The sequence below is a fragment of the Rhodanobacter sp. FW510-R10 genome (assembly GCF_058781105.1).
The window spans coordinates 679,697-704,872 of record NZ_JBYSWL010000001.1 but is presented as its reverse complement, the minus strand read 5'-3'; the positions used below and the strand labels follow the sequence as shown (position 1 = coordinate 704,872).

The following is a 25,176-nucleotide window of genomic DNA, read 5'->3' as shown; positions in this document are numbered from 1 at the left end:
GGACGGTGCAAGCTTGGCATGCCCATTGTTGCGCTTTCGTGTGCGCGGGGCGGCGGAGGGGCGCTGCATATGCTTCGATAACGCGGCGGTCCTCCTGCCCGCCACGTGGCATTGACGCGGCAGCCCCTAGCATGGCCGTGCGCATCCGCGGAGCCGGCCATGACCTTGCTTTCCCGTCGTACGGCTGCCTGGCTGCTCGTCATCGTCGTCGTGCTGGTGGCCTTGCGCTTGGCCCTGCCCCACCTGGTCAGGGACTACCTCAACGAGCGCATGGAGCGCATGGGTGATTACCACGGCCAGGTGGCGGAGGTGGGCATCGCGCTCTGGCGGGGTGCGTACACGCTCGAGGACCTGCGCGTGGACAAGGTCAGCGGCAAGGTGCCGGTACCGCTGTTCGCCGCCATCCATACCGACATCTCGCTCAGTTGGCATGCACTTGTGCGCGGGCGGCTCCGCGGCAAGGTCGTCTTCGAGCACCCCACGCTCAATTTCGTCGATGGCAAAAGCGATGCCGAGCAGCAGGCGGGCAAGGGGGTGAACTGGCGCATGCAGTTGCAGAAGCTGATGCCGATGCAGCTCGATGAGCTGACGGTGCACGAGGGCGTGGTGACGTTCCGCAATTTCGTCTCCAAGCCGCCAGTCGACCTGAAAATGACCGGCGTCGAGGGCACGATGCGCAATCTCAGCAATGCCGACCGCCGGGAAGGCCGGCGCGTGGCCACCATGCAGGCGAGCGCCAAGGTCCTCGGCGATGCGCCGCTGCAGACCAGTGCCAGTTTCGACCCGCTCGAGAAGCGTGGCGACTTCAAGCTGGATCTGCGCATCACCGGCATCCAACTGGTCCGCCTCAACGACCTGGCACGTGCCTACGCCAAGCTGGACTTCGACGCCGGCAACGGCGATTTCGTGATGCAACTCGAAGCTAGGGACGGCCTGCTGGAAGGCTACGCCAAGCCCTTGCTGCACGGGGTCAAGGTTTTCAGCTGGAAGCAGGACGTGGAGCAGGAGCACGAGAACCCGCTGCGCGTGGCCTGGGAAGCGGTGGCGCAGGCCGTCACCTCCGTCTTCAAGAACCACAAGGAAGACCAGTTCGCCACCCGCGTGCCGATCAGCGGTCGCATCGACGACAAGCGGCTGGGCACCTGGGCGGCCATCATCGGCGTACTGCACAACGCCTTCGTGAAGGCCTATACGCCGAAGCTGGAACACTTGCCGGTGGCGCCCGACAAGGGTTGAGCGCACCCGGCGTGGCGCGCGCGGCACCGACTGCTATCCTGCATGGTTGCCACGGTCTGCCGGTCACGCGAGATGAAAACTTCCAACCTGCACGTCCTCATTCTGGCCGCCGGGTCCGGTACGCGCATGCGCTCCAACCGTGCCAAGGTGCTGATGCCGTTGGCCGGGCGTCCGTTGCTGGCCCATGTCCTGGATACCGCACGGGCCTTGCAGCCGGCGGCCATCCACGTCGTCTACGGCCACCACGGCGACCAGGTGCAGGCAGCGTTTGCCGACCAGACCGACCTCGACTGGATCCCGCAACCCGAGCGCCTGGGCACCGGGAATGCCGTGTACCTCGGCCTGGCGTCGATTCCCGATTCGGCCCAGGTGCTGGTGCTCTACGGTGACGTCCCCCTGATCAGCGTAGCCACCCTGCAGCAGTTGCTGGACGCCGACGGCGCATTTCGCCTGCTCACCGCGCGCCTGGTGGTGCCGCACGGTTATGGGCGTGTGCTGTGCGACGGCATCGGCCGCGTGCAGATGGTGGTCGAGGAGCGCGATGCCGACACCGCGCAGCGCGCGCTCGACCGGGTCAATACCGGCATCCTGGTGGCCGAGGCGCGGACGCTGCGGGGTTGGGTCGGCCGGCTCAACCGCAACAACGCACAGGGCGAGTATTACCTCACCGACATCTTCCGCATGGCCGCTGCCGACGACCAGCCCGCGTTCAGCGTCGAGTGCCGCGACCCGGAGGAGGCGTTTGGGGCCAACGACGCGGCGCAGTTGGCCGGCCTGGAGGCCGCCTATCGGCATCGCGCCGCCCGGCAGTTGCTGGATCGTGGTGTGCGCCTGGCCGACCCTTCGCGGCTCGACGTGCGCGGCGGGGTGGAGACCGGGCGCGACGTCGAGCTCGACGTGGACGTGGTGCTGGAGGGCCAGGTCCGCCTGGGCGATGACGTCTCGATTGGTCCATTTACCCGCTTGGAGGACGTCGAGCTCGCCGCCGGCACGGTGGTGCGCGCGCACTGCGACCTGCAGGGCGTGGTCACCCATGGCCCCTGCCTCATCGGTCCGTTTGCGCGGCTGCGACCGGGTACCGAGCTGGACGCGGGCGTGCACGTCGGCAACTTCGTGGAGACCAAGCAGACGTACCTTGGCGCGGGCAGCAAGGCCAACCACTTGACCTACCTGGGCGACACCACGGTGGGACGCGGTGTCAACGTCGGCGCCGGCACGATCACCTGCAACTACGACGGCGTGAACAAGTTCCGCACCACGATCGACGATGGCGCGTTCATTGGCTCCAACACCGCCTTGGTGGCGCCGGTGACCGTCGGCGCGCAGGCCACGATCGGCGCCGGCTCGGTCATCACCAGCAACGCGCCGCCCGGCGAGCTGACCATCTCGCGCGCGCCCCAGCGCAGCGTGCCGGGCTGGAAGCGACCGACGCCAAAGTCGTGAACAGGGGCGGCTTCACTTTCTTTAGCCTCGCCATCACCGTCATCGATCTGTGTGTCGTGGGGCTGGCTGCATGGTTGTGGCTGCCTTGGGGTGCGGCCAACAACTCAATGCAGCGAACCCGCTATGCGGGCCGCTGATTTCGGGCGTCAGGCATCATGTCCCAGTGTGAATCAACAGAGCTCATCCGTGCTGCAACCGCAGCAGACGCAGCGACGATTGTTCAGTTCATCGTTGAGGAAGCGCGGGAAGCAGAGGAGTTGTCGCTGGAGCGCCCCACGGTCGAGAAAGGCGTGATGAACGCTCTTGCCGGCGCCGTTCCGCGCTACTGGGTCGTTGTCAGCGGTGGAAGCATCATTGCAAGTGCTTCGGTCTATACGGAGTGGAGCGATTGGAACAACGCCAACTACTGGTGGCTCCAAAGTTTCTACCTCGTTCCTTCGGCACGTGGGCGTGGGCTGGCGCAACGCCTCGTCCAACACATTGCTGCCGAGGCCGAAACGGCCGGGGCAATCGAGCTCAGGCTCTACGTGCACGCGGGCAACTGCCGGGCCTCGCGCTTCTACGCCAAAGCAGGCTTTCTCGGTACGTCATACGAGGTACTTTCCATGAAGCTGTCGTCGGGTCCATCGAGTGATGCCTAGCCCTTCCATTAGCTGGGAACGGTGTCAGGTTCACTTATCTACCGCCATCTGCCGCCGGGGAGTGGTCCTGGCCACGTTCTTCGATGCGGCCGCTCTTGACCACGAACACGATCTTCGTCGTGTTGCGAATGTCGCGGGTCGGATCGGCAGCGAGTGTGACCAGGTCGGTGCGCTTGCCGGCGGTGATCGTGCCGCGCTGTGTGGCTGGCAGCCCCGAGCTGTCGGTGCCGACGTCGATCAGCACGCCCCGTTCGTGTGCCAGTCGGGTGACGGCGTAGCTCCACGGCACGATGCCGGCGCCGACTTTCTGCGGGTGATGCTCGGCTTCATTTAGGAACGGCAATAACGTGGCGTCGAGGATCGTGCCGCGCTCGTGCATGGCCTTCAGCAAGGCGACGATCCGCGGCGCCTCCGCGCGGATGTGCATGAAGTCCCCCATGGTGCAGTCATCCGGCACCTTCGCGACAGCCTCCCACACCAAGTACGGGCTGTGCGAAAGGACATCGACGCCGGCGGCGACAGCGGCGCTGGGCCGGGTCGGGAAAATCGTCGCATGCGACCATACCAGCATGCCCTGGCGATGCGCCTCGGCGGTGACGTTCGCAACGAGGTCCGGGCTCAGGTTCGCGTACAGCTTGAGTGCGGTTGCGCCGGTGCCTTTTGGCATTGTCGTCGTGCGAGGTCACACAGGATAGTTGCCCGATGCATGCGGGTCCGGTTTGGAGAAGCGGATCCGGCCCTGTTCGCCCGGATGCAAACAAGAATGAGTTGCATTTGCACTCACGGCGCCCTAGGATGCTCGCCACTTCCCTCGCGCCATTGGAGCTGCCCGTGCGTATCGGTTCCCCGTTGCAGGCAATCGTGCTTCATCTCGCCATCGTCACCGTGCTTGGCGCGTGCGGCACGGCAGCGGCCAGCACGCCAGACAGCGGGCCGGATGTGGCCCAGGCAAAAACCTTGTCGGCAGTAAAGGTGAATGGCTTCGCCGGCAGCGACTACCTGATGCCGAGCACGGGCACCGCGACGCGCACCGACACCCCGCTGATCGACATTCCGCAAACGATCCAGGTCATTCCGAAAAAGCTGCTCGATGACCAGTCCGCGCAGTCGCTGACCGACGCGCTGCGCAATGCGCCGGGCGTGTCCGTGCACCAGGGCGAAGGCAACCGCGATCAGATCGTGCTGCGCGGCGTCTCCACCAAGGCTGACTTCTTCATCGACGGCATGCGCGACGACAGCGAGCGTCTACGCGATCTATACAACGTGGCGCACGTCGACGTGCTGCAAGGGCCGGCAGCCGTGCTGTTTGGCCGCGGCGGCCAGGGCGGCGTGGTGAACCTGGTCACCAAGCAGCCGCTCGCCGATCCGCTGCACGAGTGGACGCTGCAGGGCGGCTCATTTGCCCACGGGCGCGGCACGATCGATCTTGGCGGCCCGCTCGGCGAAAACGTGGATTACCGCTTCAACGCGATGGCCGAGCGCTCGGGCGGTTTCCGCAGCCACGACTGGTTGCACCGTTACGCGTTCGATCCGGAACTGGGCGTGACGCTTTCCGGCGGTGGACGTCTCGTGTTGGGGATGGAACACGCCTACGACAACCGGCTGGCCGATCGCGGCATTCCTTCGCGAAATGGGCGCCCGGCAGACGTTCCGCGCGCCACGTTCTTCGGCTCACCCACGCAGAACCACGCACGCGTGCGTTACGACGCGGCGCACCTCGACTTCAGCCAGGACCTTGGTGAACACCTGACGTTGCGCAACCGTTTCCGCGTCGCGCACACCAACCACTACTACCGCAACCTCTTTCCCGGTTCCGCGGTGGCGCCGGATGCCACCTTTACGCTGTCCGGTTACTGGCGCGAAACCGCGCGTACCAGCTATTTCAACCAGACGGAGCTGGTGTACCGCTTCGTCACCGGCAGCGTGCAGCACACACTGCTCGGCGGCATCGAGCTGCTGCATCAGCAAGATCACGACGTGGTGGTGACCGCGGCCCCGATCAAAGGCGTGCCGCTGTCGGCGCCCGTCGTGGTCGGCGTATTCAACCTTCCGTCACGCGACAACGCGGCCGCCGCCAAAGGCGCGGCGACGTATCTCGAAGACCAAATCGCCTTTGGCGAGCATTGGAAAGCGCTGGTCGGCGGCCGCTTCGACCGTTTCCGCGTGCACGCGGATTATGCCTACCTGCCGTCCGGCAGCGCGACACGCCACACCGACGACGTGTTCAGCCCGCGCGCCGGCCTCATCTGGCAGCCAGTGACGAACGACTCGGTTTACCTGAGCTACTCGCGCACGTTCACGCCGCAAGGCTCGAACCTTGCGCTGTCGCTGAAGACCCCGAACGGCGCCGACCTTGCGCCGCAAAAGGCGGTGAACTACGAGATCGGCAACAAGCTCGAGCTGTTCCGCGGCGCGCTGTCGTTGCAGCTGGCCTACTTCCGCCTCGACCTGGCCAACCTCACCGCGATGGACCCGAACAATCCGACGCAAGTGGTGCTTACCGGCAAGCAGCGCAACGAAGGCTTCGAGACCACGCTGGGCGGCGCACTGGCGAAGGGCTGGAACGCGTACATCAACTTCACCCACCTGACCGACGCCACGTTGCAAAACCAGACCAGCAGTGGCGCAGCCGGTGCCCGCGCCGGGCTCACTCCGCGTAACCAGGCTTCGGTATGGACCACGTATGCGTTCACTCCGCACTGGGGCATTGGCGGCGGCGTGATGGGCAACTCGCGCCAGTACACCTCGTTCACCAACGCCGTGGTGCTGCCCGGCTACGCCCGCACCGACCTCATGGGCTGGTATGAAAACGCGGGCTACCGCGTCCAGCTCAATGTCGAAAACGCCCTGCGCCGGCACTACTACGCCACCGCCAACGGCGACAACCAGATCATGCCGGGCGCACCGACCACGATGATGCTCACGCTGCGCACATCGTTCTGAACCACATCCACGCGCCGGGTGTCGTCCTCGACTGGACGGCGGCATGGCAGGCTGAGGTTCACTTCCCTGCGGCAGGGGGATAAGTGAACCTGGTCCCGTTCGTCCGCGCTACGTGTAGCGCCAGCCGTCGATCTCCACCAGCAGTTCGCGGCGACAGATGTCCGCCTGCAGCAGCAGCAGGGGCACACCAGGCAGGCGTTGCTGCAGCAGCGTTCGCACGGCTGTGGCGTCCTCCGCGTGGCGGACGTAGACCTTGAGCGGCGAATGCGCATCGAATCTGGCCGGCATGTGCGTGCTGGCCAGCAGGGCATCCAGGTTGACTAGGATTTCCTCCGCCTGGGCCAGCAGGTCGTCCTGGTGCGCGGAGCTGTGGCCAACCACGGCCGCGGTGCCGGAGATGGCCAGCGCGTCATGCGCCGGCAGGATGGTGGCGCGAGCAAACCGCGGCGAGGCCGGTCCGTACTGGCGTGGGTAGCACCAGGCACTGACCTGGCGCGGATTCTCCACCGGCGTCCCCGCCTGGTCGCAGGCCAGCAGATAGACCTGGAGCTGATGCGGCTGGCCGTGGTGGCCAAGCGCGCTGGCCGCGGGGAAGACGTCCGCGAAGAACGCGCCCATGCCTTGCGCCCGCCCGGCGCAAAACAACTTGTAGCGTTCGGCGTCGCCGAGGCCCTGGTTGATCGCTCCCTGGTAGTTCCACACGCGCAACACGTGATGCTCGGGCCGGTTGCCGAGGAACGCGCACAGTCGTGCATAGGCATGGGCCGCCGCGCGCGCCGGGCCGCCGTGTTCGCGCTCGTCGACCTCGATGGCGGCAAACAGCCAACCGCCGCCGGCCGACCATTGTATGGCGCCGTCGCGGTCGCGGCTGACCGCCGCCTCGACCTGCCACACTTCCACCGGTGCCGCTTCCTGCAACGGTTCCAGCGGCACCTGCAGCCAGCGCGGATCCCGCGGCGGCGCGCCGTGCTGGCCGAAACTGAAGACAGCCAGTACGTCCTCAGCTTCCAGTTCGCCGCTGGCGGCGGGATCACGGTAGGCGACCCGGGGCGCGCAACGTGAAACGTCGGTCAAGAGGGGATGTTTGCGCCCTGCATCCATAGCCTGCCATTCTGGCCAAGAAACCCGCCATGGTACACTGCGCGCGCACCGCCACCGGGGGCGGCAACACACCTGCCGATGGAAGGAAAGCATGGCGGAGCAGACCACGGCCGAGCACGAATTGGCCACTTTGATTGTGGCGTGCCTGAATCTGGAAGACCTCGATGCAGCCCAGATCGAGCCGGAGGCCCCGTTGTTTGGCGGCGAACTCGGTCTCGATTCCATCGATGCGCTGGAGATCGCGCTCGCGGTGTCCAGGCATTACGGCTTCCAGCTGCGTTCTGACAACCCGGAAAACCGGCGGATTTTCACCAGCTTGCGTAGCCTGGCGGCGCACATCGAACAGCACCGCGTGCATTGAGCATGCACCGCGCCGTCACGTCGTGTTGCAAGCGCCGATGGCAGCGTGTGGTTTTTGCCGGGAGGCAGCCCGACCGTGGCTGCAGGGTACGTTGATGGGCCGAACTGACCAGGAACGCGTCACCATGGCCATGCGGGCTGCTCCGCAGGCCAGGGTTGCGCTGGCCTGCAACCGCGGCGGCGAAGCGGAGGTGAGTTTCAGCATGGCGACGCCGCGCAGGCGAGGGCGCCGATGAAGGCCGCCACGCCGGAACCGCGCCCTTACTGGCCTTTGCTGCTGGCCTGTCCCATGCTCGCGCTGGCCGGGGCGCTCAGCCATCATGTTGCCTTGGCCTTGCTGGCGCTGGCCCTGTTCGCCACCTTGGCGATGCTGCCGGCGCTGGCGCGGCGGCGACCGGGACCGTGGCTGGCATGGCTCGGACTGCAGGTGGTGCTGGCGTTGGTGGCATGGCTGGGTTTTGCCGGACTCCTGCTGGAGTCCGTGCCGGTCGCGGTCAATGCGGGCTTGGCCTGGTTGTTTGCCCGCACCGTGTCGCGGCCGCGGCCGTTGATTGCCTGTTGCATCGTCGCCGTCGAGGGTGAGGCGCGCCTGCGCGAGCCTGGCGTGGCGCGTTATGCGCGCCGACTCACTGTGTTCTGGGCGACGCTGCTGGCAGCCAACGCGCTGGTGCTGGCTTGGTTGCTGGTGGGCGTGCCCCACGTCGGCGTGCTGGCGCGCCTGGGCCTGGATCCCCTCTGGAGTGGGGGTGCCGACTGGGCCGCGATTTGGCTGGAGGTAGGCGGCTACGCGCTCCCCGCCATGCTCTTCGTGCTCGAGTATGGCTACCGGCGCTGGCGCTGGCGACACCTGCAGCATCCAGGTCCGGTGCAGATGCTGCTGCGCCTGATCACCCAGTGGCCGCGCCTGCTGCACGACCAGGGTGCGTCGGAATGACTGGCTTGACCACGTTCGCACAAGCTTGCTGCATCGATCCGCGGCACCCAGCCCTGGCCGGGCATTTCCCGCAGCGCCCACTGGTCCCCGGCGTGACCCTCCTCGAACAGGTGGCACTTGCGCTGCAGGCATGGCGACGCCAACGCCTCGCCCGGGTGGTGGAAGCAAAGTTCATCGCACCGTTGTTGCCAGCCCAGGCGGCGCAGTTGCGCCTGAGCGCGCCCGTGGACAGCCTGCGCGTGCGCTTCGTGATCGAGTACGCCGGTGCAGTCCTGGCCCGCGGCGTCGTCGAGGGCGCGCCATGAGTGCAGCCCCACAATGGCGCGAACGCCCCGAAGGCGGTGGGCGCTTCGCGATCTGGCTGATCCGCAGCCTCGCGCTGCATGGTGGCCGTCGACTCGCGCGGGCCTGCTTGTACCCGATCACCGTGTATTTTTATCTGCGCCGCGGCCCCGAGCGCCGGGCCTCGCGCGACTACCTGACACGGGTGTTTGGCCACGCCCCGACGCGCCGGCAGGAGCTGCGGCATCTGCATTGTTTTGCCGCCACCATCCTCGACCGCGTGTTCTGGTTGGCCCAGGGCGAACGACCGTTCGCGATCGAGACGCAAGGCTTGGACCGGCTCGAATCCATGGTTGCGCGTGGCCAGGGCGTGCTCCTGCTCGGCTCGCACCAAGGCAGCTTCGAAGCCTTGCGTGCCATCGGCGCGCGGCGCCCGGATCTCGCCTTGCGTGTGGTGCTGGACAAGCAGCAGACGCCGGCGCTGACCTCCCTGCTGGAGGCGCTCGCGCCAGGTGTCGGCGCCAGCGTGATCGATGCCGCGCAAGGCGGCCCCTGCATCGCGTTGGCGATGGCCGAGGCTTGTGCCGACGGTGCGCTGGTCGCCTTGCTGGCGGATCGCGGCCGCGAACGTGAGGTCCTGCGCCGGGCCGATTTGCTGGGCGAACCGGCACCCTTCCCGACCAGTCCTTGGCTGCTGGCCAACAGCCTGCGTGTGCCGGTGGTGCTGTGCTTCGGCCTGTACCTGGGCGGCAACCGCTATCGCGTGGTGTTCGAGCCGTTTGCCGAGCGGGTGGAAATCCCCCGGCACGCGCGCGAGGCGGCGCTCGACGCGCTGATTGCCCGCTATGCCCAGCGGCTGGAATATTACATGCGCGCCGCACCCTACAACTGGTTCAACTTCTATGATTTCTGGCAAGCCAATCCGGCGCCTGCGGAAGCGGCGGCTGTCGTTGCTGACGATCCCGGTGCTGCTGCTGGTCTCGGCGACCGCGCCAGCGCATAAGCCGCCCGCCCCGGCCGACGCCGGCACGGTGGCCGCGCCGGCGTCGGCCTTGATCGCGGCGCTTGGGCAGCCACCACCGGCGCGCACGCCGTTCGCCGAGGCACGCTTCCTGCGCATGCTGGAGCGGCCGCTGGTGGTCTCCGGCGAGCTGGCCTGGCTGGGCGGCGATCGCCTCGAGCGCGACGTGCGCGAACCGCGCGCGGAGCGCTTCAGCATTGCCGATGGCCAGGTCACCCAGCAGCGCCCGGGACAGGCACCGCGACACTTTGCGCTCAGCCGGGCGCCGCAGCTGCAGGCCTTGCTGGACAGCTTCGTCGCCTTGCTCAGCGGCGATGGTGAACGCCTGCAGCAGGCGTTCACCATCCAGGCCAGTGGTGAGGCGTCCGCGGCCTGGAGCCTCCGCTTGACGCCGCGCGATGCCGGGGTCGCGCGCAGCGTGGCCGGCATCGTCATCAGCGGCCGGGGCAGCGTGGCGCACTGCATGCAGGTGCGCGAAGCCGACGGCGACCTCAGCGTCGACCTGCTCGGTGCACTGGCGGCCGACATGCCGGCGCAACCGACCGTCGAGGCGCTGCAGGCGCTGTGCGACGGCGCGCACTGAAGTGGGCCGCGGCGCGCGGTTCGGCTTGTTGCTTGGCTGGCTGCTGGTGCTGGCGGCCCTGGGTTGGTTGATTGGCCAGCGCCTGCACGTCACCACCGACCTGCGCAGCTTCATGCCGGCGCCCACCACGCCGGATCAACGCCTGTTGCTGGACCAGCTTGGTTCCGGGCCGGCCTCGCGCCTGTTGCTGGTGGCGATCGACGGCGCTCCGCCTGCGCAGCTCGCCGCGCTCAGCCGCGGCCTGGCCGCGGACCTCGCGGATGACCCGCGCTACAGCCAGGTGTTGAACGGCGACCTGGACCTTGGCGCCCTCGACCCGAGCCTGTTGCCGTACCGCTACCTGCTCTCACCCACCCTGGACAGCCAGCCGCTGGACGAGGCGTTCCTGGCCGACCAGTTGCAACAGCGCGTGGACGACTTGTCCTCCCCCGGCGCCGGCCTGCTGAAACCGCTGTTGCCGCGCGATCCCACGCTGGAAGTGCTCAAGCTGGCCGAGTCCTGGGCGCCGCGGCACACGCCCGAGCTGCGCGACGGCGTCTGGTTTTCCGCGCGCGATGGCGCACTGCTGCTGGTGCAGACGGTTGCCGCCGGCTTCGATCCGGGCGCGCAGGAGGCGGCGGTCGCGGGCATCAAGCAGGCGTTCCAGGCGTTGCCCGATCACAGCGGCGCCCGGCTGCAGCTGAGCGGGCCGGGCTACTTCAGCGTGGTGCTGGGCGCGCAGACCCGCCACCAGGCCGAATGGATTGGCCGCGTTTCGACCGTGGGCTTCGTGTTGTTGCTGCTGCTGGCCTACCGCAGCGTGCGCTCGCTGCTGCTGTCCGCCCTGCCGATCGCGAGCGCGGCACTGGCCGGCATCGCCGCCTTGACCTTGGTCTATCCGCAGGTGCACGGCATCACCCTGGCGTTCGGCTTCACCCTGCTCGGCGTGGCGCAGGAATACCCGATACGCGTGCTCAGCCATCGCCGTGCGGGCGAGGATGCCGTCGCCAGCGTGCGCAGCCTGTGGCCGCTGCTGCTCACCGCGATTGCTTCGGCCTGCATTGCCTACCTGGCGTTCTACGCCTCGGGCGTCGCGGGCCTGCAGCAACTGGCTGTGTTCACGATCGTCGGCCTCCTGGTGGCGGGCTTCAGCACGCGCTACCTGCTGGTGCACCTGTTGCCGCGGCGGGTGCACGACGTGGCGGACCTGCGTTGGTTGGCGCGGACGCGGCAGTGGGTCGATCGCCTGCCGCGTCCGGCCTGGGTGCCGCTGCTGGTGGGTATGCTGATCGTGGGGTTGCTGGCGGTGGCGCCAGGGCCGTTCTGGCAAAACGACCTCGCCGCGCTGACGCCGTTGCCGCCAAACCTGCTGCAGCGTGACGCCCGACTGCGCGAAGCGCTGGGCGCGCCGGATGTGCGCTATCTGCTGGTGCTGCAGGCGCCGAACGCCGAAGGCGTGCTGGCCTTGTCGCAGTCGTTGCAGGCGCAGGCCGATGGGCTGGTCGCGCGGCATGCGGTCGATGCGCTGGAGCTGCCTTCGCGTTACCTCCCGCCGGTGGCGCTGCAGCGCGAGCGCCAGGCACGCCTGCCGGACCAGGCCACGCTGCAACGCGAGCTGCAGCAGGCCTTGCGTGGCCTACCGTTCCAACCGGGCCTGTTCGCGCCCTTCGTGGCCGATGTCGAAGCGGCCCGTCAGCTGCCGCCGTTGACTCCTGCGCGGTTCGAGCGCAGCCCGCTCGGCCAGCGCCTGGCGGCGATGCTGGTGGAGCAGGACGGGCAGTGGTTTGGGCTGGGCAGCGTGAGCGGCGTCCATGATGTCGCGGCCTTGCGCACGCTGGCGGCAGGGCACCAGGGCGAGGTGCGCCTGCTCGACCTCAAGGCCGCGTCGGAGGCGCTGGTCGTGGCCTACCGCAGCCGCATCCTGCACGCCTTGCTCGGGGCCGCGCTGCTGCTGGTGCTGACCGTAACCCTGTCCCTGCGCAGCGCGCGCCGGGCCTGGCATGTCCTGGCACCGATGGCGCTGGCGACCTTCCTGGTGCTTGCCGTGGAGCGCGCGATGGGGATCGAGATTTCCCTGTTCCATCTTGTCGCACTGATCCTTGCCGGTGGCCTCGGCCTGCACTACGCGCTGTTTTTCGAGCGCGACAGCGGCGAGCCGACCGAGCAGCGCCGCGTCCTGCATGCCACGCTGGTGTGCGTGTTGTCCGCGCTGGTGGTGTTCGGCATGCTGGCCTGGGCGACGATCCCGGTGTTGCGCGCCATTGGGCTCACCGTGAGCCTCGGCGTCGCCTTTCATTTTTGTCTTTCCATCCTGATGGCGCCGCATGCCGATGCTGCCGAAAAGTGACTGGGCCGGGCTGATCCCGCACGCCGGCAGCATGTGCCTGCTGGATGCCGTGCTGCACTGGGATGCCGAGGGCATCCACGCCGCGAGCCGCAGTCACGCCCGGATGGACAACCCGTTGCGCGGCGCCCGGGGCCTGCATGCCGTGTGCCTGGCCGAATACGGCGCGCAGGCCATGGCTGTACATGGCGCGCTGCTGGCGCGGGCGCGTGGCGAGTGCCAGGTACGTGCCGGCATGCTGGTCAGCGTGCGTGACCTGGTCCTGTACATCGAATATGTCGACGCGCTGCCCGGCCATCTGGATGTCCACGCGAGCTGCCTGCATGCCGATCCTGGTGGCGCACAATATGGTTTCCGTGTCGTGCACGACGGGCAGTTGCTGGCCAGCGGCCGTGCCACCGTGATGTATCCGGATCCTGCTTGAGCGAGGCCACCATGTCCCTTCCCGAAATCCCGCGCCGCGCCCTGGTGACCGGTGGCAGCGGCGACCTGGGCGGCGCGATCTGCCACGCGTTGGCCCGTGCCGGGTTCCATGTGATCGTGCACGCCAACCGCGGCATGGAGCGGGCAGCGGCCACCGTGGCGGCAATCCGCGCCGCCGGCGGCCGCGCCGAGGCGGCCGCGTTCGACATCACCGACGCCGCGGCTACGGCATCGGCGCTGGAAGCACTGCTGGCCGGCGGCACGATCCACGCCCTGGTGCACAATGCCGGCATCCACGACGACGCGCCCATGGCCGGCATGAGCGATGCCCAGTGGCACACGGTGATCGATGTCTCGCTGCACGGATTTTTCCATGTTGCCCGGCCGCTGCTGCTGCCCATGGCACGCGCCCGCGCCGGGCGCATCGTGGCCATCAGTTCGGTCGCGGCGCAGCTTGGCAATCGCGGGCAGACCAACTACGCCGCGGCCAAGGCCGCGCTGCACGGGGCTTGCCGCTCCCTGGCGCGGGAGATGGCGGCACGCGGCATCAGCGTGAACGTGGTGGCGCCGGGGGTGATTGCCGGGCGCATGGCCGAGGAAGCGTTTCCGCCCGGGCGTATCCGCGAGCTGGTGCCGGCGCAGCGTGCCGGCCGGCCCGAGGAGGTGGCGGCGCTGGTGGCCTTCCTGTGCAGTGACCAGGCCGCCTACATCAACGGCCAGGTCATTGGCGTCAATGGCGGCATGGGCTGACGGACCCGGGAGATCCACATGTGGCTGGGGACCCGTGCTGCGGCCATGCGAATCAGGGCGAGAAAGTGGGGAGGATGTCGCCGGGCTGGTCGTCGCCGATCACCAGCGCCTTTTGCCGCGAGCGCCGGTAGCTGGCAATGATGTCGCCGTAGTGCACGACGCGGCCGATCGTATACAAGGTGATGCGGGTGACGTCGCGGACCGGACTCAGGTGGCTGGCGCGAAACTCCGAGTGGTAGCGCGAGGCAATGGGTACCGAGACCACGCCAATACCCTTCTCCCGCGAGGCGGTGATGAGCAGCGCAGCCTCGAACACGAAATTCTCGGCCGGCAGCTCGACCAGCTCCAGCGCCGACGGTGGATACCAGCGCTGGCCGCTTTGCGTATCCGCCACTGGTTGCGCGCAGGCCCAGGAGATGCCCCAGTCGGCCACGGCATTGGCGCGGCGCCGCCCATGTGGCTGCTGTTCGCGGTTGAGCAGGCGTGCGCCGATCACGACGTGGCCGGGATAGCGCCGCGCGGCGGCAACGATGCGGGGAATGTCGCTGGCCAGGTGCTGGCCGTCGCCATCCATGGTCAGCACGGCGGCATAGCCCTGGCGCCGTGCTTCACGGAAGCCGCGGCGCAGCGCCTCTCCCTTGCCTTGCCGCGAGGCGAGTTGCAGCAAGGTGACCGGCAAGCGCGAGACGATTTCGGGCGTGCGGTCGCTGGAGCCGTCGTCGACCACGATCACCGCGGCACCGAGGGCCAGCACCGATTCGATCACGCCCTGGATTGCGGCCTCCTCGTTGAGGCAGGGAATCAGCACGCACCAGCGTTCCGGCAGCTCGTTCACGGCATGTGCTCCAGGTCGATACGCAGCCCCAGTGCCGGAGCCGCCGCAAGTTGGCATTGGCCCGCGCCCTGCGCCAGCAAGGCCAGCAGCGCCAGGGCCGGGGCCGAGGGGTTGTTCGCACGCCAGCTTGCCAGCGGCTCCGGCAAGGGCGGGTCAGGGAGCGCGGGGGTGAGCTGCAGGTCGATGCGTGCCAGCGTGTGGGTACCGGGCTCCGGGGCCAGGACCAGGGCGCAGCCAAAGGCTTCGCGACAGCCGGTCACTTCGCTCATCGGCCCGGTGCCGACGGTGTCGGCGCAGGCCAGCAGTACTGCCTCGCCGTTGCCCAGCACCTGGCTGCCGGCTTCCAGGAGACCGGCGCCGAAGCTTGCCCGCCCTGCGCTTACCGCGCTCGAGGCGGCGCGGCAGCCGACGGCGATGGTCCAGTAGCCGGCCGGGGCGTTGTGCACCGAATTGTGGAAGCGTGTCGGCGACAGTTCCAGCGGCTCGCGTGCCAGGGTCGCGCACATGTAATCGGTGGTGGCCTGGTCTCCGTGCGAAGACGCAAACACGCAAGGCAGCGTAGCCGGCTTGCGGCCGCTTGCCACTGCGGCCTGCTGCGCGACTTCCAGCGCCAGGCGCACGCTGGCGGGCGCGCGGCGGCGTTCGGCCGGCGGCAGGATCGCCGCCGTGGGCGCCCGCGCGGGTGGGGCCGGCATCGCCCCGGCCAGCACCTCGCGCAGCGCGGCAAAGCCAGCCAGCTGCGGCGACCACACGCCGACACCCTCGATGTAGAAGCGCAGGCCAGTCATGGCGCCACTCCGGCGCCGGCAAACAGCAGGCAAGCGTTGTTGCCGCCAAAGCCAAACGAGTTGCTGAGCGCGACGGCGACCGGTCGGCTCTCGTTGCGCCAGGCGAACTGCGGTCCGCAGCGCGGATCGGGCGTGCTGGCGCCGAGATTGCCCGGCAACAGGTCGTGCGCCGTCGCCAGCAGGCTGATCACCGCCTCCAGCGCGCCGGCCGCGCCGAGCGTGTGGCCGCTGTGGCCCTTGCTGGAACTGGCGCGGGTACTGGCCGGGAACAACCGTTCGAGCACGGCGGCCTCGACCTCGTCGTTCTTGACGCTGGCGGTGCCGTGCAGGTTGACGTAGTCCACCTGTGCGGGCTCGATCGCGGCCCGCTCCAGGGCGGCGCGCAGCGCCAGTTCCGCACCGCGGCCTTCCGGGTCCGGGGTCGACATGTGGTGGGCATCGCTCGATTCGCCGTAGCCGATCAGGCGCGGCTGGCCCGGCGCGGCCGTGTTGCGTTCGAGCAGGGCAAAAGCGGCTGCCTCGCCAATCGAGATGCCGTCGCGATGGACGTCGAACGGCCGGCAGGGCGCGCGCGAGACCAGCTCGAGCGCGTTGAAGCCGAACAGCACGCTTGCGCACAGGCTATCGACGCCACCGACCACGGCGGCATCGACCAGGCCCAGGCGCAGCAGGCGCTCGGCGCTGGCAAACACCTTGGCGCTCGACGAACAGGCGGTGGAAATGGTCAGGCAGGGCCCCTCGAGACCGAGTGCGGTGGCGACGAAGGCCGACAACGAATGCGGGTTGTGCAGCTCCGGACGCAGCATGGCGTCGGCAAACCCGCCGTCGGCATCGAGCGTGCGGTAGGCCTCCTCGGTGGCGCCGATGCTGGCCGTGGAGGTGCCCAGCAGCAGGGCCACGCGATCGGCGCCATAGCGTGTGCGCGCCGCCAGCACGCGTGCCAGGAAATCGTCCTGCTGCAACCCAAGCCAGGCCAGGCGGTTGTTGCGGCAGTCCCAGCCGGCGAGCGGCGCGGGCAGCGGCGCATCTTCCAGCCCGGCGACGCGCCCGACCCAGCACGGCAGTGGCGTGGGGCCGAAATCGTTCGGCTGCAACGCGGTGCGTTCGCTGCGCAGGCTGGCCAGGTGGGCATCCAAGCCGCGCCCCATGGCCGAAGTCGCCGTATAGGCGCTGATCGCCACCGGGGTCATCGGGTCGGGCATGGCGGAAGATTAATAGTCATGGAGAAACTTGCCTAGGAGCTTGGGCGCGCTCAGGCCCGCGGCGCGGTGGCGCCCATGCCGGGTGGCCGCGATTGCGCGTGTGGTACACGAGTCGGGCCCAGCATGACGCGGGATGCATGAAGGAGTCGCGAATCCGAGCGCGCGCCCGCCGGCCGACCGGCGCAACGACGTGCCGCACGGAGATAGCATGGTGGACTTGTTCCGTTTCGCGCCGAGCCCGAGGATGCCACCATGAGCGAACCAGCCGACCAGGCCGAAGCCTTCCTGCGCGACTTGCAGTTGCGCATCTGCACCGCCATCGAGCGCGCCGATGGCGGCGCCGCGTTCGTGGAGGATGCGTGGATCCGGCCCGAAGGCGGCGGCGGGCACACCCGGGTGCTGCGCGACGGCGCGGTGTTCGAGCAGGCAGGGGTGAACTTTTCCCGCGTCTCCGGCCACCAGCTTCCACCCAGTGCCACGTTGCACCGCCCGGAGCTGGCCGGCGGCGAGTTCGTCGCCACCGGGGTTTCGCTGGTGTTGCATCCGAGAAACCCGCACGTGCCGACCACCCACGCGAACGTGCGCTATTTCGAGGCGCGCAAGCCGGGGGTGGCGCCAGTATGGTGGTTTGGCGGCGGCTTCGACCTGACCCCGTTCTACCCCCAAGACGAGGACATCGTGCATTGGCACCGCGTGGCCAGGGATCTCTGTGTGCCGTTTGGCGCGGACGTCTATCCGCGTTACAAGCGCTGGTGCGATGAGTACTTCTACCTCAAGCACCGGCACGAGACCCGCGGCGTCGGCGGCCTCTTCTATGACGATCTCAACACCGGTGGCTTCGAGCACTGCTTTGCCTTCACCCGCGCGGTCGGCAATGGCTTCCTCGACGCCTACCTGCCGATCGTCGAGCGCCGCCGCGACACGCCTTACGGCGAGCGCGAGCGCGAGTTCCAGCTGTACCGGCGCGGCCGCTACGTGGAGTTCAACCTGGTGTATGACCGCGGCACGCTGTTTGGCCTGCAGTCGGGCGGACGTACCGAGTCGATCCTGATGAGCCTGCCGCCGCGCGTGCGTTTCGAGTATGCGTACGCGCCCGAGCCAGGCTCGGCCGAGTCGCGCTTGGCCGCTTACCTGCAGCCGCGCGACTGGGTCTGATCACGCGGCCGCCGCACGACAGGTTTGACCTGCGCGGCGCGGCGCCGCACCATCCGCGGTTTCACGCAGGATTGCCCAGCCATGTCCAAACTCGTCCTCGTCCGCCACGGCCAGTCGCTATGGAACCTGGAGAACCGCTTCAGCGGCTGGGCCGACGTCGACCTCACGCCGCAAGGCGTGGCCGAGGCCACCGAGGCCGGCCGCCTGTTGAAGGAATCCGGCTACGCCTTCGACGTCGCGCACACGTCCGTGCTCAAGCGCGCGGTGCGCACCTTGTGGGGGGTGCAGGAAGCCATTGACGCGATGTGGTTGCCGGTGCTCACCGACTGGCGCCTCAACGAGCGCCACTACGGCGCCCTGACCGGGCTCAACAAGGCCGACACGGCCGCGAAATATGGCGAGGCGCAGGTCAAGATCTGGCGGCGCAGCTACGACGTGCCGCCGCCGCCGCAGGAACCAGCCGCGAATGAGCCGTTGCGCGACCCCCGTTATGCCACGCTGTCGGCACAGCAGATTCCCGCCACCGAATGCCTGAAGGACACGGTCGCCCGCGTGCTGCCCTACTGGCACGAGGTGCTGGGGCCGGCCATCCGCGCCGGGCAGCGTGTGCTGGTGGTGGCGCACGGTAATTCCATGCGCGCGCTGGTGAAGTACCTGGACGACATTTCCGACACCGACATCGTCGAGCTCAACATCCCCAACGGCGTGCCGCTGGTGTATGAGTTCGACGCGGAACTGCGTCCGCTTGACCATTACTACCTGGGCGACAGCGCCGAGATCGCGGCCAAGATGGCGGCCGTGGCCAACCAGGGCAAGGCGCGCTAAGTCCGGTCGAGCGATATCGCCTGCCGGCGGGCTGCCACGGGAAGACTGGCATCGTGGGGAAACCCGCGGGGCGACGCACGGCCTGCCGCCGCGGCACTGGCTGCCGATGGGTGCCATCGCCGGATCAGGAAGATACCCTGCCCGCCCGGCGATGCCTGGTGCGCACGGGGCGCGCCGTGTGCAGCAAGCGGACCAGTTCGGACGCGATGCTGGTGCTGCTGAAATGTTCTTCGACGAATTGCCGGGCAGCCAACCCCATCGGCGCGCGGACGGCGGGGTTGCACAAGCCGAGAATGGCGTCGCGCCACGCGCCGGTGTCCCCTGGAGGCAACAGCAGGCCGCTGACGCCGGCCTGCATGGTTTCCGGGATGCCACCAAGATCGCTGCCGAGCACCGGGATGCCGGCGGCCTGTGCCTCGACCGATACGCGCCCAAACGTTTCCGGGGCCAGCGAGGGGAACGCCAGCATCGACATGGCGTTGTACCAGGACGCGCTGTCCTGGACCCAGCCGGTGAAATGGTGGCGGGACGCATTGGGGGCACGTTGCGCCAGCTCACGCAGCGCGGCCCCATCGGGCCCATCGCCAAGCCACAGGCAATGCAGCCGTGGCTCCTGCGCCATCGCCTGGCTCGCGGCGATGAGCAGCGTGAAAATGCCCTTGCCCCGTTGCAGCCTTCCGGCATAGCCGACCACGATGGCATCCTCGTCGAGGCCCAGGCGCTGCAGCAGGGCCAGGCGTTGCTGTGGATCGGGATGGCAATGGTGGACATCCACCGGATTGGGAAGGATCTGCACGCATTCGGCGGCGATGCCGCAGTCGAGATAAGCCTGGCGCGCGTAACAGGACACAGCGAAGAAGCGCTGGGCAAGACGCGGCAGCAACCAGGCCGACAGCCTCTTCATCGGCGGCGTGCGGTGGCGGAACAGCGCCACCGGGATCCCGAGCGCACGACCCAGGACGATCAGTGGCCAGTATTCCTTGCCGAAGTTGCCAATCAGCCACTCGGGTCGCGTCTGCCTCGCAGCGTGGACCACCGTGGCATACCCGCGCGGATCGAGTACGTTGCGGAACTTGCCCAGGCGCAGGTGCACCCTGCCATCCGCCAGCCTGGCGGCAATCAGGCTGTCGGGTGCGGCCACCACGGTGACTGCGTGGCCGGCTTCGGCGAGGGCGTTGGCGAGTGCGACAAAGTGCGTGGCCGCGCCGGTGTTTTCCGGATTGGTGCCGACCAGCAGGAAGTTCATGCGCGGCGATCCTCGTAGGCGGTGAGGGTGCGCATGGCGAACTGCGGCAGCAGGTGGTGGCGCGCGATCTGCACCCGCGGCAGGCGCCACAAATCGTCGCCGGCGCGGGCGCGTCCGCGGCAGGTGGCTGTGGCAGCGGCAAAGCCGGCCTCGCGCGTGGCGGCGGCAACGCGGTCATCCACGTCGCCGTAGGGGTAGCAGAACTGGGTGACGGCGACGCCAAGCGCATCCTCGAGTTCGTGCTTGGCGCCGCTGGTCTCGTCACGCAGGGCCTGGTCGTCGCAGCGCGTCAGGTGTGGATGGTTGCGGCTATGGGCCCCGACTTCCATGCCGCTTGCCACCCACTGGCGGAGCTGCGCCGCCGACATCACGGGCTTGCGGACCCCGAGCCGCTCGGCGTCCCAGCAGTTGAAACGCCCCAACGCGCCGCTGACCGCGTACACCGTGGCGGTGCAGCCGTAGCGTCGCAGCAGCGGCAGCGCGGCTTCCAGGTTGTCCTGGTAGCCATCGTCCAGCGTGATCACCACGACGCGGCCGCTGCGCTCGCCGCGCAGGTAAGGCATCGCCGCGGCCATCGACACGCCGGCATACCCCAATCGGCGCAGCAGCCACAGCTGGCGCGCGAACGCGCCGGGGCTGACATACAGGCTGCGGTACACGGGCAGCTTGCGTGGCGCCTGTGCGATGTTGTGATACATCAGGATCGGCAGTGCTGGAGGTGGCAGGACTCGGTCCATGGGATGTTTGTGGGGGCCCGCGGAGAATTGGAACGGCGAGGCTCGGCCAGCATTCCGGCGGCACGCCGCGATTCCGGTTCGCCGGCGATGCGCGCCCGGCGCGACCATTGCAGCCCGTCTGTCTTTCGGGTATCTGTCGTGCGCCGGTGCTGGCGGCAGGCTCGTTCAGCCACCGGACGGCAACGGCATGGTCGGCGATGGCGGCGGCCAACCCGGAATCGGGCTGAGCCGCAAAGCGGCGTGGGTTACTCCGGGCGGTGGGGCAAGGCCAGGTATTCCTCGCTGCCCATCTCGATCAGGCGCGACTCGGCGCGGGCGAATGCGGCGCGCAGGCGCTCGCCGGCGTACAGCTCGGTGATGGGCGCAGCGGCAGACAGCACCAGCTTGACCTGGCGGTCGTAGAACTCGTCGACCAGTTGCACGAAGCGCTGTGCCGGATCCTCGCTGTTGACGGTGAACTGCGGCACGCTGGCGACGATCACGGTGGGGCCGGCCTTGGCCAGCTCGATGTAGTCGGCCACCGCGCGCGGCCCATCGCACAAGGCGGTAAATTCAAACCACAGGACGTTGTCGGCGCGCCGCACCAGCGGGATACCGCGGCCCAGGATGTGCAGCGCGCCGCCCTCGCGTACCGGCCCGCTGGCCTGGCTGGCGAAGATGCGCTCCAGCGTCCGTTGCGCCTCCGGTCCGGGCGGGGTCAGGTACACCGAGGCCTGGGTCAGCGCGCGCAAGCGCCAATCGTGGATCGACTGCATGCCCACGACGTGGCAGCGCTGCTCGAGCAGGGCGATGGCCGGCAGGAAGCGCGAGCGCTGCAGGCCGCCGCGATAGAGCTGCGCCGGCGGCGTGTTGGACGTGGTCACCAGCACCACGTCGAGCGCGAGCAGCGCCTCGAGCAGGTTGGCGAGGATCATCGCATCGCCAATGTCGTTGACCAGGAACTCGTCCAGGCACAGCACCCGGCAGCGCCCGGCCAGCTCGGCGGCGACGATGCGCAGTGGGTCCTGGCGCTCGCCAAGTGCGCGCAGGGATTCGTGCACTTCGGCCATGAAGCGGTGGAAATGCCGCCGCAAGGCCACGCCGTGCGGCAGGCTGGCGGCAAACAGGTCCATCAGGAACGTCTTGCCGCGGCCAACCTGGCCCCACAGGTACAAGCCGGGGATGGCTGCGGCCGGTTCGGCGCCGAGCATGCTGCGCAGGCGGTCGAACAAGCCCCCGGGACGTGCCGCCGCGGCGCACAGGGCCGCATGCAGGCGATCGAACTCGGGCAGCAGGGCGAGTTGCGCGGCGTCGGCTTCCCAGCGGTGCGCGGCCACGCCCTCGGCGTAGCGCACGCTGGGTGCCAGCGGCGCACCCTCAGCCATGGGCCGCATGTCGGTGACGGTGGGTCAAGATGCGCGAACGGGTTCAGGCATGCCGCAGTGGTGGCAGCCAATCGCGCACTGCGTGCTTGATCGCGCCGCGCAGATCCATCATCCGGCGGTGGAAGAAATGCCCGGTGTCCGGCATGCGGATCAGTTCAGGCGGTTGCTTCAGCGCGGCGACCCAGTCGAACACGGCCTGCGGGTCCACGATCTCGTCGGCCTCGCCCTGGATCAGCAGCCAGGGGCACGTGGGCAACGGCACGCCCTCGAGCGGGCGCAGGCCAATCGGCGGGGCAATGCTGATCAGCGCCTTGGCCTGCAGGCGCACGGCGTTGCGCAAGGTGATCCAGGCGCCAAAGGAGAATCCCGCCAGCCACAGCACATCGTCCGGGCGCACCTTGCGCACCCAGGCGGCCATCGCCACCAGGTCGTCGCTCTCGCCCGGGCCACCGTCATGTGTGCCGGTGGAGTTGCCGGTGCCACGGAAATTGAAGCGCAGCGTATCCAGTCCGGACTCGCGCAGTGCCCGCTCGGTCATGGTCACCACCTTGTTGTGCATGGTGCCGCCCTGTTCGGGCTGGGGATGGCAAACCACGGCCACGCCGCGCCGCGCGCAGTTGCGCGTGGCGACGTCGGTGATGGTCTCCAGCTTCCCGCCCGGGCCATCCAGCAGGAAGCTGGCAGACTCGGTGGGAAACGCGGTCGGGGTCGAGGACAGGGGCGTGGGACTCATGCGTCGATGATACCTGCCTTGCGTCGCGCCCGCGGTCGGGATGGCCGGGGCCGGCCGCATGCAAGGCGGCGCAAGGTTGCACAACGCCAGTCGAACGGACCGCCAGCGGCACCGGCTGTGGCCGGCAAAGACGGCTAAAATGCCCACAGTCACCGGGCCGTACCGGGGAGCGTGCCCACCATGCAAGTTGTTTCATTGCGCCCGCTGCGCCCCTACATCGCGCTCGGCGCGGCGCTGGTGTTTTTTCTCGTTTGCGTGGCCCTGGCCGCCGGCGGCGAACCGCAGCGGCCGCAGCAGCTCTTTATCGCCAGCCTGATGCTGTGCACATTCGGCGTGCTGCTGGGCGCGCTTGCGCGTCCGGCCACCGCACTGGTGCTCGCCGGTGGCGCGTTCGTCGGGCTGCGATTCATTGCCGTGCTGAAGATGCAATACCTGGAATCCACGCTGCTGCCGGCGGACTTCGTCTACTTTGCGCGCACCAGCCTGGTCGACACCTTGCGCCACTACCCGCACCTGTACGGCCTGGGCATTGGCCTGTGCGTGCTCGGTCCGCTGCTGCTGTACCTGGTGTGGCGCGGCGACCTGCACTGGCGCGGGTGGAGTCCATGGCGGGCCGGCCTGCTGCGCGTGCTTGCCGTGGCGGGGTTCGCGGGCATGTTCTGGGTTCTGCTGCTGCCGCACGGCGCGTTTGCCCAGGTGCATGCGCGCGCGGCCTGGGATGAGATGTCCGACGATGCGCTGCTGACCGATTTCTTCGTCAACTGGCGCGATGCCGAGGTCAAACTGCCGCGGATGTCCAGCGCCCTCGCGGCGCAGCAGCAATGGGCCGGCACGGCCATCCGGTCGGCACCAGCCGCGCATGGGCCGTATCCGGACATCGTGGAGGTGTTGGAGGAGAGCACGTTCGACCCTTCCAATTTTGACGCCTGCCACGCCGTCGCGCTCTGCCAGTTCGCGCTGTTTCGCGCCGATGCCCGCACGCGCGGCGCGGGCGTGCTGCGCGTGCACACCTTCGGCGGCGGCACCTGGGTCAGCGAGTTTGCTGCCTTGACCGGCATGCCGCATGACATTTTCGGGCCCGGTGGCATGTATGCGCCGTTCGTGCTCGCGCCCCACGTGCACGATGCCTTGCCGTGGCTGCTGCGGCGCCTGGGCTACACCACGATTGCCGTGTACCCCACGGTCGGCAGCTTCCTCAACGGTCGCAATGCCTACCGCGCCTATGGCTTCGACCACCTGTACGATGCCAGCGAACTGCAGCTGGACGAATGGGAAGAATCCGACGCGCAGATGTTTGCCGCCGCGGCGCGCGCCTATGCGCTGGCCAAGCGCGAGGGGCACCCGGTGTTCATGATGGTGCTGACGTTGAACCAGCACGGACCGCATGACGATGCCGAACGCCCGAAGCTGCCCGAGCCGTGGCGCGATGGCGTGGCGCGCGGGCTCACGCCGGCCGCCGCGTTGAACTTCGACACCTACCTGTGGCGGCTGCACGATTCGGACCTCGCCATGCGCGGGCTCGAGCACGCGTTCCTCGATCGCGCGCAACCCACCATCCTGCTGCATTTTGGCGACCACCAACCCTCGTTTTCGAGCCTGCTGCGCGGGTTGCCGCGCACGCTGCCCCCCGGGCTGCGGCCGTACCGCGACGAGCTCACTTATTACGTGCTGAAGAGCAATTTCCCCGGCCCGGCGTTGCCGCATTACCCCATGCTGGATATCGCCTTCCTGCCGACCATGGTGCTGCAGGCGGCCGGCCTGCCGAAGGACGCGTATTTTTCCGCCGCGACCACGCTGCGCGATCGCTGCGGCGGGCGCTTCGACGATTGCCCGGTGCCAGGCTTGCTCGCTTCCTACGAAGCCTGGGTGTTTGAGCGTCTGCACGTCTACCAATAAAGGCGAGCCCGGCACGAAAGGCGAATCCGGCACGTCCGCACGCCCTGCCATCCACGCGCGCCCTGTTCCGCCATCCGGCGCCCATGTCATCCCCCCGGCGTCATTCCCGCTTTCGCGCACTGCCGTCCGGAACGTTTTCCGAACCGCCCTCGCCTCATCCACGGCACCGCGCTGGACGCCGAAACACCGCCCGGCGTCATTCCCGCGAAAGCGGGAATCCAGTGCCTTGGCTCTTGCGCACACCTAAAAGCACTGGATCCCCGCTTTCGCGGGAATGACGACAGAGGTGCAGGGGATGACGGCAGGGCGCAGGGGATGACGGCAGGGCGCAGGGGATGACGGAAGGTAAGGACGA

24 protein-coding genes are annotated in these 25,176 nt (G+C 68.5%); 15 read left to right on the top strand and 9 right to left on the bottom strand.

All coding sequences use genetic code 11. The features are described 5' to 3' along the window. The first annotated feature begins 159 nt into the window (after nucleotides 1-159). The 3 genes from AC3WJB_RS02820 (at nucleotide 160) to AC3WJB_RS02810 (ending at nucleotide 3,320) form a co-directional block, all read left to right on the top strand. Entirely contained in the window at nucleotides 160-1,236 is a 1,077-nt protein-coding gene (locus AC3WJB_RS02820; protein ID WP_492678498.1) for a hypothetical protein, read from the top strand. Between the two features lie 72 nt (nucleotides 1,237-1,308). Further along, nucleotides 1,309-2,679 carry a bifunctional UDP-N-acetylglucosamine diphosphorylase/glucosamine-1-phosphate N-acetyltransferase GlmU gene (glmU, locus tag AC3WJB_RS02815; RefSeq protein WP_492678496.1) on the top strand — a complete coding sequence of 457 codons (1,371 nt, stop codon included), beginning with the start codon at nucleotides 1,309-1,311 and terminating at the stop codon, nucleotides 2,677-2,679. A 155-nt stretch (nucleotides 2,680-2,834) separates the two neighbouring features. Beyond that, nucleotides 2,835-3,320, top strand: a complete 486-nt coding sequence (locus tag AC3WJB_RS02810; protein ID WP_492678494.1) for a GNAT family N-acetyltransferase — start codon at nucleotides 2,835-2,837, stop codon at nucleotides 3,318-3,320. A 34-nt stretch (nucleotides 3,321-3,354) separates the two neighbouring features. Here AC3WJB_RS02810 and AC3WJB_RS02805 read toward each other — a convergent pair whose 3' ends face one another. Next, on the bottom strand, nucleotides 3,355-3,987 hold the full coding sequence (locus AC3WJB_RS02805; protein WP_492678492.1) for a hypothetical protein: 633 nt from the start codon (nucleotides 3,985-3,987) through the stop codon (nucleotides 3,355-3,357). Nucleotides 3,988-4,115: 128 nt separating this feature from the next. Between AC3WJB_RS02805 and AC3WJB_RS02800 the strand changes: the two genes are divergently transcribed. Then, nucleotides 4,116-6,263: a TonB-dependent receptor gene (locus AC3WJB_RS02800; RefSeq protein WP_492678490.1), complete on the top strand. Its 2,148-nt coding sequence runs from the start codon at nucleotides 4,116-4,118 to the stop codon at nucleotides 6,261-6,263. A gap of 108 nt (nucleotides 6,264-6,371) precedes the next feature. Here the strand turns inward: AC3WJB_RS02800 and AC3WJB_RS02795 are convergent, their stop codons facing one another. Further along, nucleotides 6,372-7,364 carry a chorismate transformation FkbO/Hyg5 family protein gene (locus AC3WJB_RS02795; protein WP_492678488.1) on the bottom strand — a complete coding sequence of 331 codons (993 nt, stop codon included), beginning with the start codon at nucleotides 7,362-7,364 and terminating at the stop codon, nucleotides 6,372-6,374. A gap of 91 nt (nucleotides 7,365-7,455) precedes the next feature. Here AC3WJB_RS02795 and AC3WJB_RS02790 point away from each other — a divergent pair, with 91 nt between their 5' ends. The 8 genes from AC3WJB_RS02790 to fabG all read left to right on the top strand — a co-directional run bounded on the left by AC3WJB_RS02790 (nucleotide 7,456) and on the right by fabG (nucleotide 14,040). Further along, entirely contained in the window at nucleotides 7,456-7,725 is a 270-nt protein-coding gene (locus AC3WJB_RS02790; RefSeq protein WP_492678486.1) for a phosphopantetheine-binding protein, read from the top strand. Nucleotides 7,726-7,956: 231 nt separating this feature from the next. After that, nucleotides 7,957-8,658 (top strand): COG4648 family protein, encoded by a 702-nt coding sequence (locus AC3WJB_RS02785; RefSeq protein ID WP_492678484.1) that lies wholly within the window; start codon nucleotides 7,957-7,959, stop codon nucleotides 8,656-8,658. Beyond that, nucleotides 8,655-8,963 carry an ApeI family dehydratase gene (locus tag AC3WJB_RS02780; protein ID WP_492678482.1) on the top strand — a complete coding sequence of 103 codons (309 nt, stop codon included), beginning with the start codon at nucleotides 8,655-8,657 and terminating at the stop codon, nucleotides 8,961-8,963. Before AC3WJB_RS02785 ends, AC3WJB_RS02780 begins: the two co-directional genes overlap by 4 nt. Further along, entirely contained in the window at nucleotides 8,960-9,943 is a 984-nt protein-coding gene (locus AC3WJB_RS02775) for a lysophospholipid acyltransferase family protein (protein ID WP_492678480.1), read from the top strand. Before AC3WJB_RS02780 ends, AC3WJB_RS02775 begins: the two co-directional genes overlap by 4 nt. After that, complete coding sequence (locus AC3WJB_RS02770) at nucleotides 9,891-10,544, top strand: LolA-related protein (RefSeq protein WP_492678478.1); 654 nt, start codon at nucleotides 9,891-9,893, stop codon at nucleotides 10,542-10,544. The genes AC3WJB_RS02775 and AC3WJB_RS02770 overlap by 53 nt, the downstream gene beginning before the upstream one ends. A 1-nt stretch (nucleotide 10,545) precedes the next feature. Then, complete coding sequence (locus AC3WJB_RS02765; protein WP_492678476.1) at nucleotides 10,546-12,870, top strand: MMPL family transporter; 2,325 nt, start codon at nucleotides 10,546-10,548, stop codon at nucleotides 12,868-12,870. Next, nucleotides 12,854-13,291 (top strand): hotdog family protein, encoded by a 438-nt coding sequence (locus tag AC3WJB_RS02760; protein ID WP_492683046.1) that lies wholly within the window; start codon nucleotides 12,854-12,856, stop codon nucleotides 13,289-13,291. Before AC3WJB_RS02765 ends, AC3WJB_RS02760 begins: the two co-directional genes overlap by 17 nt. An 11-nt stretch (nucleotides 13,292-13,302) precedes the next feature. Further along, nucleotides 13,303-14,040, top strand: a complete 738-nt coding sequence (gene fabG / locus AC3WJB_RS02755; RefSeq protein ID WP_492678474.1) for a 3-oxoacyl-ACP reductase FabG — start codon at nucleotides 13,303-13,305, stop codon at nucleotides 14,038-14,040. Between the two features lie 52 nt (nucleotides 14,041-14,092). Here fabG and AC3WJB_RS02750 read toward each other — a convergent pair whose 3' ends face one another. The 3 genes from AC3WJB_RS02750 to AC3WJB_RS02740 are packed head-to-tail and all read right to left on the bottom strand — an operon-like array spanning nucleotide 14,093 to nucleotide 16,853. Then, nucleotides 14,093-14,875 carry a glycosyltransferase family 2 protein gene (locus AC3WJB_RS02750; RefSeq protein ID WP_492678472.1) on the bottom strand — a complete coding sequence of 261 codons (783 nt, stop codon included), beginning with the start codon at nucleotides 14,873-14,875 and terminating at the stop codon, nucleotides 14,093-14,095. Next, complete coding sequence (locus AC3WJB_RS02745; RefSeq protein ID WP_492678470.1) at nucleotides 14,872-15,663, bottom strand: beta-ketoacyl synthase chain length factor; 792 nt, start codon at nucleotides 15,661-15,663, stop codon at nucleotides 14,872-14,874. The genes AC3WJB_RS02750 and AC3WJB_RS02745 overlap by 4 nt, the downstream gene beginning before the upstream one ends. Beyond that, nucleotides 15,660-16,853 (bottom strand): beta-ketoacyl-[acyl-carrier-protein] synthase family protein, encoded by a 1,194-nt coding sequence (locus AC3WJB_RS02740; protein WP_492683044.1) that lies wholly within the window; start codon nucleotides 16,851-16,853, stop codon nucleotides 15,660-15,662. The genes AC3WJB_RS02745 and AC3WJB_RS02740 overlap by 4 nt, the downstream gene beginning before the upstream one ends. Nucleotides 16,854-17,117: 264 nt before the next feature. Between AC3WJB_RS02740 and hemF the strand changes: the two genes are divergently transcribed. After that, nucleotides 17,118-18,020: an oxygen-dependent coproporphyrinogen oxidase gene (hemF, locus tag AC3WJB_RS02735; protein ID WP_492678468.1), complete on the top strand. Its 903-nt coding sequence runs from the start codon at nucleotides 17,118-17,120 to the stop codon at nucleotides 18,018-18,020. An 81-nt stretch (nucleotides 18,021-18,101) separates the two neighbouring features. Beyond that, nucleotides 18,102-18,845 carry a 2,3-diphosphoglycerate-dependent phosphoglycerate mutase gene (gene gpmA, locus AC3WJB_RS02730; protein WP_492678466.1) on the top strand — a complete coding sequence of 248 codons (744 nt, stop codon included), beginning with the start codon at nucleotides 18,102-18,104 and terminating at the stop codon, nucleotides 18,843-18,845. A 124-nt stretch (nucleotides 18,846-18,969) separates the two neighbouring features. Here gpmA and AC3WJB_RS02725 read toward each other — a convergent pair whose 3' ends face one another. The 4 genes from AC3WJB_RS02725 to AC3WJB_RS02710 all read right to left on the bottom strand — a co-directional run bounded on the left by AC3WJB_RS02725 (nucleotide 18,970) and on the right by AC3WJB_RS02710 (nucleotide 22,925). Further along, nucleotides 18,970-20,091, bottom strand: a complete 1,122-nt coding sequence (locus AC3WJB_RS02725) for a glycosyltransferase family 4 protein (protein WP_492678464.1) — start codon at nucleotides 20,089-20,091, stop codon at nucleotides 18,970-18,972. After that, nucleotides 20,088-20,828: a polysaccharide deacetylase family protein gene (locus AC3WJB_RS02720; protein ID WP_492678462.1), complete on the bottom strand. Its 741-nt coding sequence runs from the start codon at nucleotides 20,826-20,828 to the stop codon at nucleotides 20,088-20,090. The genes AC3WJB_RS02725 and AC3WJB_RS02720 overlap by 4 nt, the downstream gene beginning before the upstream one ends. A 245-nt stretch (nucleotides 20,829-21,073) precedes the next feature. Then, a complete protein-coding gene (gene zapE, locus AC3WJB_RS02715) occupies nucleotides 21,074-22,192 on the bottom strand; it encodes a cell division protein ZapE (protein ID WP_492678460.1) in 1,119 nt (372 codons plus the stop codon). A 43-nt stretch (nucleotides 22,193-22,235) separates the two neighbouring features. Continuing rightward, complete coding sequence (locus tag AC3WJB_RS02710) at nucleotides 22,236-22,925, bottom strand: alpha/beta hydrolase (protein ID WP_492678458.1); 690 nt, start codon at nucleotides 22,923-22,925, stop codon at nucleotides 22,236-22,238. Between the two features lie 180 nt (nucleotides 22,926-23,105). Between AC3WJB_RS02710 and AC3WJB_RS02705 the strand changes: the two genes are divergently transcribed. Beyond that, nucleotides 23,106-24,821, top strand: coding sequence for a sulfatase-like hydrolase/transferase (locus AC3WJB_RS02705; protein WP_492678456.1), 1,716 nt, complete (start codon nucleotides 23,106-23,108; stop codon nucleotides 24,819-24,821). Nucleotides 24,822-25,176: the final 355 nt, after the last annotated feature.

Bases quoted from the DNA above. Each gene is read 5' to 3' on its own strand.
- AC3WJB_RS02725 (WP_492678464.1), bottom strand. From the start codon at position 20,091: ATGAACTTCCTGCTGGTCGGCACCAATCCGGAAAACACCGGCGCGGCC.
- glmU (WP_492678496.1), top strand. From the start codon at position 1,309: ATGAAAACTTCCAACCTGCACGTCCTCATTCTGGCCGCCGGGTCCGGT.
- gpmA (WP_492678466.1), top strand. From the start codon at position 18,102: ATGTCCAAACTCGTCCTCGTCCGCCACGGCCAGTCGCTATGGAACCTG.
- AC3WJB_RS02775 (WP_492678480.1), top strand. From the start codon at position 8,960: ATGAGTGCAGCCCCACAATGGCGCGAACGCCCCGAAGGCGGTGGGCGC.
- AC3WJB_RS02740 (WP_492683044.1), bottom strand. From the start codon at position 16,853: ATGACCCCGGTGGCGATCAGCGCCTATACGGCGACTTCGGCCATGGGG.
- AC3WJB_RS02720 (WP_492678462.1), bottom strand. From the start codon at position 20,828: ATGGACCGAGTCCTGCCACCTCCAGCACTGCCGATCCTGATGTATCAC.
- AC3WJB_RS02805 (WP_492678492.1), bottom strand. From the start codon at position 3,987: ATGCCAAAAGGCACCGGCGCAACCGCACTCAAGCTGTACGCGAACCTG.
- AC3WJB_RS02800 (WP_492678490.1), top strand. From the start codon at position 4,116: ATGCTCGCCACTTCCCTCGCGCCATTGGAGCTGCCCGTGCGTATCGGT.
- AC3WJB_RS02705 (WP_492678456.1), top strand. From the start codon at position 23,106: ATGCAAGTTGTTTCATTGCGCCCGCTGCGCCCCTACATCGCGCTCGGC.
- fabG (WP_492678474.1), top strand. From the start codon at position 13,303: ATGTCCCTTCCCGAAATCCCGCGCCGCGCCCTGGTGACCGGTGGCAGC.
- AC3WJB_RS02710 (WP_492678458.1), bottom strand. From the start codon at position 22,925: ATGAGTCCCACGCCCCTGTCCTCGACCCCGACCGCGTTTCCCACCGAG.
- AC3WJB_RS02745 (WP_492678470.1), bottom strand. From the start codon at position 15,663: ATGACTGGCCTGCGCTTCTACATCGAGGGTGTCGGCGTGTGGTCGCCG.
- zapE (WP_492678460.1), bottom strand. From the start codon at position 22,192: ATGGCTGAGGGTGCGCCGCTGGCACCCAGCGTGCGCTACGCCGAGGGC.
- AC3WJB_RS02795 (WP_492678488.1), bottom strand. From the start codon at position 7,364: ATGGATGCAGGGCGCAAACATCCCCTCTTGACCGACGTTTCACGTTGC.
- AC3WJB_RS02790 (WP_492678486.1), top strand. From the start codon at position 7,456: ATGGCGGAGCAGACCACGGCCGAGCACGAATTGGCCACTTTGATTGTG.
- AC3WJB_RS02785 (WP_492678484.1), top strand. From the start codon at position 7,957: ATGAAGGCCGCCACGCCGGAACCGCGCCCTTACTGGCCTTTGCTGCTG.
- AC3WJB_RS02810 (WP_492678494.1), top strand. From the start codon at position 2,835: ATGTCCCAGTGTGAATCAACAGAGCTCATCCGTGCTGCAACCGCAGCA.
- AC3WJB_RS02780 (WP_492678482.1), top strand. From the start codon at position 8,655: ATGACTGGCTTGACCACGTTCGCACAAGCTTGCTGCATCGATCCGCGG.
- AC3WJB_RS02760 (WP_492683046.1), top strand. From the start codon at position 12,854: ATGCTGCCGAAAAGTGACTGGGCCGGGCTGATCCCGCACGCCGGCAGC.
- AC3WJB_RS02820 (WP_492678498.1), top strand. From the start codon at position 160: ATGACCTTGCTTTCCCGTCGTACGGCTGCCTGGCTGCTCGTCATCGTC.
- hemF (WP_492678468.1), top strand. From the start codon at position 17,118: ATGAGCGAACCAGCCGACCAGGCCGAAGCCTTCCTGCGCGACTTGCAG.